Origin of the sequence: Streptomyces sp. Ru72, from assembly GCF_002920635.1 — a bacterium.
GTDB lineage: Bacteria > Actinomycetota > Actinomycetes > Streptomycetales > Streptomycetaceae > Streptomyces.
The window spans coordinates 44,522-54,210 of the sequence record NZ_PQSR01000046.1 but is presented as its reverse complement, the minus strand read 5'-3'; the positions used below and the strand labels follow the sequence as shown (position 1 = coordinate 54,210).

10 protein-coding genes are annotated in these 9,689 nt (G+C 72.3%); 3 read left to right on the top strand and 7 right to left on the bottom strand.

The annotated features are described in order from the left end of the window. From C3488_RS21535 to C3488_RS21520, 4 genes are all read right to left on the bottom strand, one after another. Positions 1-329: dihydrodipicolinate synthase family protein (locus C3488_RS21535; protein WP_146067901.1), on the bottom strand; the 329-nt coding region annotated here is incomplete at its 3' end. Between the two features lie 33 nt (positions 330-362). After that, the gene (locus tag C3488_RS21530; RefSeq protein ID WP_103841817.1) at positions 363-1,814 is read right to left on the bottom strand and encodes an NAD(P)/FAD-dependent oxidoreductase; all 1,452 of its coding nucleotides are present in this window, start codon (positions 1,812-1,814) and stop codon (positions 363-365) included. Beyond that, the gene (locus C3488_RS21525; protein ID WP_103841816.1) at positions 1,804-2,103 is read right to left on the bottom strand and encodes a (2Fe-2S)-binding protein; all 300 of its coding nucleotides are present in this window, start codon (positions 2,101-2,103) and stop codon (positions 1,804-1,806) included. The genes C3488_RS21530 and C3488_RS21525 overlap by 11 nt, the downstream gene beginning before the upstream one ends. Next, a complete protein-coding gene (locus C3488_RS21520; protein ID WP_103841815.1) occupies positions 2,100-3,251 on the bottom strand; it encodes an FAD-binding oxidoreductase in 1,152 nt (383 codons plus the stop codon). The genes C3488_RS21525 and C3488_RS21520 overlap by 4 nt, the downstream gene beginning before the upstream one ends. Before the next feature lie 193 nt (positions 3,252-3,444). Here C3488_RS21520 and C3488_RS21515 point away from each other — a divergent pair, with 193 nt between their 5' ends. Next, on the top strand, positions 3,445-4,431 hold the full coding sequence (locus C3488_RS21515) for an aldo/keto reductase (RefSeq protein ID WP_103841813.1): 987 nt from the start codon (positions 3,445-3,447) through the stop codon (positions 4,429-4,431). 110 nt (positions 4,432-4,541) lie between these two features. Here the strand turns inward: C3488_RS21515 and C3488_RS21510 are convergent, their stop codons facing one another. The 3 genes from C3488_RS21510 to C3488_RS21500 form a co-directional block, all read right to left on the bottom strand. Then, entirely contained in the window at positions 4,542-5,078 is a 537-nt protein-coding gene (locus C3488_RS21510; protein WP_103841812.1) for an NUDIX hydrolase family protein, read from the bottom strand. Between the two features lie 216 nt (positions 5,079-5,294). After that, positions 5,295-5,984, bottom strand: a complete 690-nt coding sequence (locus tag C3488_RS21505; RefSeq protein WP_103841810.1) for a response regulator — start codon at positions 5,982-5,984, stop codon at positions 5,295-5,297. After that, the gene (locus C3488_RS21500; RefSeq protein ID WP_103841808.1) at positions 5,984-7,645 is read right to left on the bottom strand and encodes a sensor histidine kinase; all 1,662 of its coding nucleotides are present in this window, start codon (positions 7,643-7,645) and stop codon (positions 5,984-5,986) included. Before C3488_RS21500 ends, C3488_RS21505 begins: the two co-directional genes overlap by 1 nt. Positions 7,646-7,930: 285 nt before the next feature. Here C3488_RS21500 and C3488_RS21495 point away from each other — a divergent pair, with 285 nt between their 5' ends. Further along, complete coding sequence (locus tag C3488_RS21495; RefSeq protein ID WP_103841806.1) at positions 7,931-8,806, top strand: ABC transporter ATP-binding protein; 876 nt, start codon at positions 7,931-7,933, stop codon at positions 8,804-8,806. Beyond that, positions 8,803-9,684 carry an ABC transporter permease gene (locus C3488_RS21490; protein ID WP_103841804.1) on the top strand — a complete coding sequence of 294 codons (882 nt, stop codon included), beginning with the start codon at positions 8,803-8,805 and terminating at the stop codon, positions 9,682-9,684. Before C3488_RS21495 ends, C3488_RS21490 begins: the two co-directional genes overlap by 4 nt. The last annotated feature ends 5 nt before the right edge of the window (positions 9,685-9,689 follow it).

Here is a 9,689-nt window from a genome sequence, read left to right as displayed (position 1 = left end):
GGCAGCAGCATCACCGACGCGCAGCCGGCGTCGCGTGCCTGCTCGGCCCAGCGGCGGGCCTCCGCCGAACCGTACGCGGAGACGCCGGGCATCACCCGGGCCCCGCCGATCGCGGACACGGCGGTCTCCACCACCCGGGCGCGCTCCTCGGAGGTGAGCACCTGGTACTCGCCGAGCGATCCGTTCGGCACGACACCGTCGCAGCCGTTCTCCACCAGCCAGGCGCAGTGGTCGGCGAACCTGGCGTGGTCGACGGCGAGCGTGTCGGTGAGCGGAAGGGCGGTGGCGACGAGAACGCCGCGCCAGGGGCGGTGCTGCGGGACGGTCATACGCGATACCCCATCTTGATGACGTGTGACATTTTACTGATGGCCCTCTTGCCGGTGGTCCTTTTGCCGGTGGTCCTTTTGCCGGTGGTCCTCTTGCCGGTGGTCCTCTCCGGGCCTCCCGGCCAGCACCCCCAGCGGCACCGGCCGTGCGAACGGTCTGCGGACCACCGCCTCCCCGCACCCGGCGATACCGGCAACCCCGGGCCCGCACACCCGGCCCTGGCACCAGCCCATTCCGGCCCGGGTCAGCAGCTTCACCGTCCGCAGATCACCGGCGCCCAACTCGGCGACGGCCTGCCGTACGCTCCCGGCGCGCACCTCCTCGCAACGGCACACCACGGTGTCGTCGGTGACCTGCTCGGCCCAGTGGAGAGGCGGCGCGTACGCGTCGTCGAGCGCCGCGAAGAAGTCGCGCAGTGCCGCCCGGCTCCGCGCGGCGCGTTCCCACCCCCGTGGATCGGGCACGGCGCCGGCGAGCCGCGCGGCGACGGACCGCCCGGCGATGTGCCCCTCGGCGAGGGCGAGCGCCGCGCCGCCGATCCCGGTGGCCTCGCCGGCCGCCCAGACCCGGGGGACGTCGGTGCGCTGTTCGTCGTCGACGGCGACGTTCGTCCCGTCGATGCGGCAGCCGAGGTTTTCGGCGAGGTCGGTGTGCGGGAGCATGCCGTGGCCCACGGCGAGGGTGTCGCAGGGGACGCGGCGCGCCGTGCCGGCCCGGACCCGCCCGCCCGCGTCGAGCGCGGCGACCGTCACCGCCTCCAGCCGGTCGGTGCCCTGGGCCTCGACCACGGTGTGCCGGGCGAGGATCCGCACCCCGTGCCGCAGCAGCCGGGCCGCGTACGCCGCCGCCTCCACCGCTTTGCCGGGCCGGCCGGCCAGGGCCCCGACGCACCGTACGAAGGCCCTCGGGTCGGCCGACTCCACGAGCGCGGCGACCGTCACTCCCGCCGCCGCGAGCCCGGTCGCGACCGGCAGCAGCAGGGGCCCGGTCCCGGCCACGACCGCCCTGCGACCCGGCACCACGAGCCCGCCCTTGAGCATGGCCTGGGCGCCGCCCGCGGTGACGACACCCGGCAGCGTCCAGCCGGGGAAGGGCAGGACCCGCTCATGGCCGCCGGTCGCAAGGAGCACGGCGCGGGCCCGCACGGCGACCGGCCGCTCCTGCTCGGGCCCGAGCAGGGCGTGCACGGCGAACCCCTCCGGCTCCTTCTCCACGCACCACACATGGTGATCCGCCAGGTGGCTGACGCGTCCGGCCGCCACGTGCCGGTCGAGTCCCTCACGCAGCCGCAACCAGGTCCGCCACTGGTGGTGCAGGGCCCGCGCGCGCCGCGCGCCGAGTCCGGCGGCGGGCTGCCGGTAGAACTGACCGCCCGCCTCGGTGGCCGCGTCGACGAGCGTGACGCGCACGCCGCGCGCCCCGGCCGCGAGCGCCGCGGCGAGCCCCGCCGGGCCCGCGCCGATCACCGCGAGGTCAGTCCGCATACCCCGTCCCCTCCTGTGTACGGATCACATCGCCCGGCCGCACCGGCACCAGACAAGCGCGTTGGTTCGGCCGGTCGTTGACGGTCACCAGGCAGTCGAAGCACACGCCGATCCCGCAGAAGACCCCGCGCGGACGGCCCTCGCGCCGGGTGGTGCGCCACGAGGTGATGCCCGCCGCCCAGAGCGCCGCCGCCACCGTCCGACCGGGCAGCGCCTCGATCTCACGGCCGTCGAGGGTCACCGTGAAGGCGGGGCCCGGCCGGGCCCGGGCCGACTCCAGGGGATTCACACGGCCTCCCGCTCGAAACGCTCCGGCCGGAACGGAGCGAGATCCAGCTCCGGCGCCTTGCCGCTCAGCACCCGCGCGATCAACTGCCCGGTCCCGGTGGCGAGTCCGATCCCGGCCCCCTCGTGACCGCAGGCGTGCAGCAGCCCCGGCACTCTGGGGTCCGGGCCGATGGCGGGCAGATGATCGGGCAGGTACGGCCGGAAGCCGAGATAGGTCCGCATCGCCCGTACCCGCTCCAGGAAGGGGAACAGCCGGATCGCGCCCGCCGCCAGCGCCCGCAGGACCGGCAGGGAGAACGACCGGTCGAAGCCGATCCGTTCACGGCTCGCCCCGATCAGGACGGGACCCGCGGCCGTGCCCTCGACGACGGGCGAGGTCTGCAGCGCCGCCGAGTCGCTGGCCACGTCCGCGACATAGTCGGCGGCGTACACCTTGTGCCGCACCCGGCGCGGCAACGGCTCGGTGACGAGGACGAACCCGCGCCGGGGGAGGACCGGCAGGTGCACCCCCGCCAGCGCGGCGAGCTCCCCGCCCCACGTGCCGGCGGCGTTCACCACGGCCGGGGCGAGGATGTCACCGCCGGCCGTGCGCACCCCGCGCACGGCCCCCTGCGGCGTACGCAGCACCTCGGTCACGGTCCGCCCGGTCAGCAGGCGCGCACCGGACGCGCGGACGAGATGCGCGGCGGCCAGCGCCGGCATCACCTGGCAGTCCTGCGAGTACAGCATGCCGCCCGCGAGGCCCGGGGCCAGGTGCGGCTCCAGGTCGTGGAGCCGGTCGGCCGCGACGGCCTCCGCCTCGACCCCGGCGGCCCGCTGCCCGGCCGCGAAGTCCGCCAGGGCGGTGAGCCCTTCGCAGGACGAGGCGACGACGACACCGCCCTTGGGCTCGAACTCGATCGCCGGTCCCAGCTCCTCGGCCAGTCGCCTCCACAAGCGCAGGGAGTACAGGGCGAGTTCGAGTTCGGGCCCCGGTTCCTTGTCGGAGACGAGCAGATTGCCCTCGCCCGAACCGGTCGTACCGCCGCCGACAGGGCCACGATCCACGAGGACGACGTCCATACCGCCGCGGGCGGCGTACAGCGCACAGGCGGCGCCCACCATCCCGGCGCCGACGACCACGACATCGCAGGTCAGTCGCTGACTCACGGTCAGTACTATGTCACATGGTCCTGCACCGGGCCAGATCCGTGACGGAGGACCCCCGCAGGCGGACGCTGCCGTACGGACGTCACGCGTTTGCGTCGCTTCCGGCGTTCCACGGCCCTTGACTTCAAGCGCACTTCAAGCTGAAGACTCCCGCTCGAGCCCGCATCTGCGGGTCGCGACGGGAGGGAGCACCATGAAGTACCGGACGATCGGCACCGATCCGAACACCCGCCGTCGGGTGAGCGTGCTCGCGCTGGGCGCGATGCTGTTCGGCTCCCGGACGGACGAGAAGACCTCCTTCGCCGTCCTCGACCGCTATGTCGAGGCGGGCGGCAACTTCATCGACACGTCCGACAACTACGCCTTCTGGACCGACGGCGGCCAGGGCGGTCAGAGCGAGGAACTGCTCGGCCGCTGGCGCCGCAGCCGCGGCATCGGCGACGAGATCGTGATCGCCACCAAGCTCGGCGCACGCCCGCTGGCCCCCGGGACGAGCTATGTCGACAACCCCGAGGGCCTGTCGGCGAAGGCGATCCGGGAGGCGGCCGAGCGCAGCCGGGAACGCCTCGGCGTGGACCGGCTCGACCTGCTGTACGCGCACATCGAGGACCGCACGGTGCCGCTGCGCGAGACCGTCGAAGGGTTCGCCGAACTGGTGGCGGAGGGCACGGTCGGCCTGCTCGGCGTGAGCAACCACGCCGTCTGGCGGGTGGAGCGCGCCCGCGCCCTCGCGGCGGCGGCCGGGCTGCCCGGCTACGAGGTGCTGCAGTACCAGCACAGCTATCTGCGCCCGCGCACCGACATCCCCGAGGAGATCTTCCCCGACGGCAGCCTCGGTGGCACCACCGCGGAACTGCTGAGCTATCTGCGCGCCGAGCCGGGCCTGACCCTGGTCGCGTACTCACCGCTGCTCAAGGGCGCCTACGCACGTCAGGACGTCCCGTTGCCCCGTGACTTCGACCACCCGGGCACCCCGGCGCGGCTGGCCGTGCTGCGGGAGGTGGCGCGGGAGACCGGCGCGAGTGCCAACCAGGTGGTGCTGGCCTGGCAGATCGGCGGAGACCTGCCGGTGATCCCGCTGGCCGGGGCCTCGTCGGTGGCGCAACTGGAGGAGAACCTGGCGGCGGTGGAACTGGAACTGACGGCGGAGCAGAGGGCGCGGCTGGACGCGGTGCACTGAGAGCCCCGGGACTCGGGGCTCTCGGATGCGACACCGCCGTTGACGCGGCCACCGGCCCGGCACCGTCGGGCACCTGGCCGGCGGCCGCGTCGCTCGGGTCCGCCCGTCGCTCAGGGCAGGCAGCCGATGTGGGCCAGGGCCTGCTTGAGCAGGACGCCCTGCCCGCCCGGCATCTCGTTCTGGACCACGGCGGACGCGGCCTCCTGGGGGCTGAACCACTCCAGGTCCAGCGCGTCCTGGCGGGGACGGCAGTCGCCGGCCACCGGGACGATGTAGGCGAGGGCCACCGCGTGCTGGCGGGGGTCGTGGAACGGGGTGATCCCCAGTGTCGGGAAGTACTCGGCGACGGTGAAGGGCTGCAGGGAGGGCGGAACGCGCGGCAGCGCCACCGGTCCGAGGTCCTTCTCCAGATGGCGCAGGAGGGCGTCACGGACCCGTTCGTGGTGCAGCACCCGCCCCGAGACGAGGGTGCGGCTGACGGTCCCGTCGGGCCCTATCCGCAGCAACAGTCCGATGCTGGTGACTTCACCGCTGTCGTCGACGCGCACGGGCACGGCTTCCACGTACAGGATCGGCATGCGGGCTCGCGCCAGCTCGAGCTCGTCGGGACTCAGCCAGCCGGGCGTGGTTTCGGTCGTGTCAGGCATTGCCCGATCGTACGGTCAACACCCCGGCATCGGCCGCGTGTCTCACCAGGTCAGACGCAAGTCACACCCACGGCATGCGGTCGGCCGCCCGCTCGGTCCGCTTTTCCGCACCGGCGAAATCAGGTCGGTGACAAGAAGGCGACGGTCGGGGGACGGGACGGGACGGACGATGCCGGGGGGAACGGACCGGAGAGCGACGGCCGGGCAACGCGACGGTCAGGTGACGATGCGGTACCGGTGCTCCGGACGCCCCGTCGTCCCGTACCGGAGCTCCAGCCGGACCATGCCCTCCTTGACGAGGTAGGACAGGTACCGCTGGGCCGTCGCCCGGGAGACCCCGGTGAGTTCGGCCGCCTCGGCCGCCGAGACGGGACCGCGGGCGGAGAGCAGCGCCTGGTGGACGAGGGTCAGGGTGGGCGCGGAGTGCCCCTTGGCCGGCACCCGGGGGACGGCCGGCGGCCGGGTGGCGCTGAACAGGGCGTCCACATCGGCCTGTTCGGTCTCGGCGGCCGGTCCCAGCGCGTGCACGCGGTGCTGGAGTTCGCGGTAGGCGGTCAGCCGCCCGCAGAGGTCGGGCGAGCCGAACGGCTTGACGAGGTACCCCACGGCGCCCAGTTTCATGGCGGTGCGGACCGACTCGATGTCCCGGTCCGCTGTGATCATGAACGCGTCCGGCCGGGAGCCGCCCTCGTCGCCGGTGAGCCGGCGCAGCACATCCAGACCGCTGCCGTCCGGCAGGAAGATGTCGAGCAGCAGCAGGTCCGGGTGCAGGGTGCGCACCGCCTCCAGGGCGTCGGCCACGGTCGCCGCCTCGCCGACCACCTTGAAGCCCTGGACCCGGCTCACGTACTCGCTGTGGATGTGGCTCACCCGGAAGTCGTCGTCCACGACCAGGGTTCGGATCATCAGCGGTCGCCTCCCACCGGCAACGCCGTTGTGAACAGTGCGCCCTGCGGCGCGGGGGCCGGGTCCGGCAGCGGCAGGACGACGGTGAAGACCGCGCACCGGCCCTCGCTGACCGTGACCGTGCCACCGTGCCGCTGCACCAGCCGGTGCACCAGGGCGAGCCCCAGCCCGCGCCGGGCGGTGCCCCGCTCGGGCCGGGTCGACCAGCCGTCCTCGAAGATCGCCTCGGCGGCACCAGGCGGGACGCCCGGCCCGGTGTCCGCCACCCGCACGGTCACCTGGCCGGGGCCCTCTGCGAGGGTGAGCCGCACCTGTCGGCCGCCCGTCGGAGGCGGTCCGTCCGCCGCGGCGTCGACCGCGTTGTCCAGCAGGTTGCCGACGATCGTCAGCAGCCGGTGCAGATGCGGCGGGTCCTGGCCGAGCGCGGAGTCGTCGTCGAGCACGATCCGCACCCCGCGCTCGGCGGCGACCGTCGTCTTCGCCACGATCAGCCCGACCATCAGCGGGTTCCCGATCCGTCCGCGCACCGACTCGCTCAGTGCCTGCCCGGCGCCCGCCGAACCGACGGCGAACTCGTAGGCCGCGTCGTGGTCGCCGATGTCCAGCAGTCCGGCCAGCGTGTGCATCCGGTTGGTGAATTCGTGCTGCTGGGCCCGCAGTGCGTCGGTGAGCCCGCGTACGGAGTCCAGCTCGCGCAGCAGTCCTATCAGCTCGGTGCGGTCGCGTACGGTGACCACCGCGCCGAGCTCACGGCCGCGCAGCGTGACCGGCATGCGGTTGACGACGAGGCAGTGCTCGTCGGTCAGGACGCTGACGTCGGTGCCGCTCAGGGTGCCGTCCAGCGCCCGGCGCAGCCGGCCGTCGGGCAGCACCTCCTCGAGGGTGCTGCCGAGCGCGGTGCCGAGCCCGAGCAGCCGCCGGGCCTCGTCGTTCACCACGGTGACCCTGCCGTCGGGGTCGAAGGCGACCACACCCTCCCGGATGCCGTGCAGCATCGCCTCCCGGTCCTGGAACAGTCCTGCGATCTCCTCCAGTTCGAGACCGAAGGTGGTCCGTTTCAGCCGCCGCGCCAGCACATAGGCGGCCGCCGAACCGAGCGCGGTGGCGATCGCCGCGTACAGGCCGAAGGTCGGCAGCTCACGCCACAGCTCGCCCAGTACATACCGCTCCGGGAGTCCGGCCGACACCTCGCCGACCAGCTTGCCCGACGGCCCGTACAGCGGAGTCTTGGCGTTGGCGGACCGACCGGTGGCGCCCTGGTCGCTGCCGACGCGCGGACGACCGTCCAGCACCTCTATGGGCTCGTTCACCGGCTCGCCGATGAGTTGCGGCATGGGATGCGAGTGACGGATGCCGTGCATGTCGAGCACGACGATGTACGACGCCCCGGAGGCCTTGCGGATGCGTTCGGCGGCGGTCTGCACCACGCCGTGGTCGGTGCCGTCCGCCATGGCCTGACGGATCTGCGGCTCGGCGGCCGCGGTCCGCGCGATGGCCAGTGCCCGCTGCTCGTACGAACGGTCGAGCTCGCCCCGCTGTGCGAACGCGAACAGCACGAAGCCGATCACGCCGGTGAGACCGAGGATGAACAGCTGGTTGGCGAGGATCCGGGCGGAGAGCTTCCCTCTGCCGCCGCGGGTGATCCAGGTACGGATGGGCATCACGGGCGCCTCTTGCCCCTGTCGTACGTCGTGCCGGGTCCGGCCCCTGCGCCATACCCGTGTGGCGCGATTTTGCCGGATGGCCGGAACTATGCCCAGCCCCGTTTCACTGAGCAGAACGAGCAGAACCCCGGGTTACGCGGCTATCGCGGGATAGCTGTGAAACAGCGACGTAACACCGGGTGGCCTCTAGCGTCTGCCTTCACCCGCTCCGGACGAGGTGCGGAACTCGACCCGACGAGGTGCGGAACTCGCCCCTCGAGGCGTGGAAGGAGACGGCCCCCCATGGCTTCGCGAAACGATGTCGCGAAGAGCCCGATCACTGGTACGGCGACCGCAGGCGCAGCAGCGCGTGAGGATGCGCGCGTCGAGATCTCCGGGCTCACCAAGCGATTCCTGACCCCTGCCGGTGAGGTGTTCACGGCGCTGCACGACGTGTCGTTCACCGTGGAGCCCGGCCAGTTCTGCGCGGTGGTCGGCCCTACCGGCTGCGGCAAGTCGACCACTTTGAGCATGGTGTCCGGGCTCGACCGGCCCAGCGAGGGCTCGGTCAGGGTCGGCGGCCGCGAGGTGGACGGCATCACCGACGGCGTCAGCTTCATGTTCCAGGCCGACGCCCTGCTGCCCTGGAAGACCGTCCTCGGCAATGTGCTGATGGGCCCGGTCTTCCGTGGCGTGCCCAAGCGCCGGGCGCAGGAGCAGGCGCGTGACTGGCTGCGCCGGGTGGGTCTCGCCGGCTTCGAGGACCGCTACCCGCACCAGCTCTCCGGCGGTATGCGCAAGCGCGTGGCGATGGCCGCGGCCCTGATCAACGAACCCAAGATCCTGATCATGGACGAGCCGTTCGGCGCCCTCGACGTCCAGACCAAGGCGATCATGTCGACCGAACTGCTCGGCCTGTGGGAGCAGATCCGGCCGTCCGTCATCTTCATCACCCACGACCTCGACGAGGCCGTGGCACTCGCCGACCGCGTCGTCGTCATGACGTCGAGCCCCGGGTCGGTCAAGGCGGTCTTCGACATCGACCTGCCGCGCCCGCGCGGCTCCGTACAGGAGATCCGCTTCGAGCCCCGCTTCATCGAACTGCAGCACCAGATCTGGGACACGCTGCGCGAGGAGGTGGAGCGCGCCTACGCACGCACCGCAGGAGGTAAGGGATGACCACGACGTCCACCGCATCCGCCGCTCCGGTCACCGACGGCGGCCAGGTGCCGGCCGCGACCGCCGCAAGACGGGCCGTCCGGCGGCGCGTCGCGTCGGTGTGGGCGGGCCGCGTCGGTCTCGCGGTCCTCGTCATAGGCGGCTGGCAGGCGTTCACCACCTGGGGCATCGTCGACAAGTTCTTCTTCGGACAGCCGTCGGGCATCTGGAAGCGGCTGATCGAACTCTTCCAGAACGGCACCGAGACCGGCTCCTTCTACGCGAACATCTGGACCACCATCCAGGAGGCGCTTGTCGGCTTCGCCGTCGGCACCGTCGCGGGCATCATCCTCGGCGTGGCCCTCGGGCAGAGCCGTTACCTCTCCGATGTCCTCGGCCCCTACATCAAGATCGTCAACGCCATCCCGCGCATCGTCCTCGGCTCCATCTTCATCGTCGCCTTCGGTATCGGCCTGACGCCGAAGATCCTGCTCGCCGCCGTGCTGGTGTTCTTCATCGTCTTCTTCAACGCCTTCCAGGGCGTCCGAGAGGTCGACCGGAACGTTCTCGCCAACGCCAAGGTGCTCGGCGCCTCCAGGCTGCAGATCACCCAGCACGTCATCGTGCCGTCCGCGCTGACCTGGATCATCGCCAGCCTGCACAGCGCGTTCGGTTTCGCCATCGTCGGCGCGCTCGTCGGCGAGGTGCTCGGCGCCCAAAAGGGCCTCGGCCTGGTCATCAAGACGGCGCAGGACCAGTTCGACCCCAACGGCGTGTTCGCGACGATGCTCGTCATCGCTGTCATCGTGCTCGGCGCGGAGTGGCTGATCAGCAAGCTCGAACACCGGCTGCTGTCGTGGCGCCCGCCGTCCCCCTCCGAGGCGACGAACACCCTCTGAATCCG

Excerpts from the sequence above, each read along its gene's own strand:
- C3488_RS21530 (WP_103841817.1), bottom strand. The coding sequence starts at position 1,814 with ATGCGGACTGACCTCGCGGTGATCGGCGCGGGCCCGGCGGGGCTCGCC.
- C3488_RS21515 (WP_103841813.1), top strand. The coding sequence starts at position 3,445 with ATGAAGTACCGGACGATCGGCACCGATCCGAACACCCGCCGTCGGGTG.
- C3488_RS21510 (WP_103841812.1), bottom strand. The coding sequence starts at position 5,078 with ATGCCTGACACGACCGAAACCACGCCCGGCTGGCTGAGTCCCGACGAG.
- C3488_RS21505 (WP_103841810.1), bottom strand. The coding sequence starts at position 5,984 with ATGATCCGAACCCTGGTCGTGGACGACGACTTCCGGGTGAGCCACATC.
- C3488_RS21500 (WP_103841808.1), bottom strand. The coding sequence starts at position 7,645 with ATGCCCATCCGTACCTGGATCACCCGCGGCGGCAGAGGGAAGCTCTCC.
- C3488_RS21495 (WP_103841806.1), top strand. The coding sequence starts at position 7,931 with ATGGCTTCGCGAAACGATGTCGCGAAGAGCCCGATCACTGGTACGGCG.
- C3488_RS21490 (WP_103841804.1), top strand. The coding sequence starts at position 8,803 with ATGACCACGACGTCCACCGCATCCGCCGCTCCGGTCACCGACGGCGGC.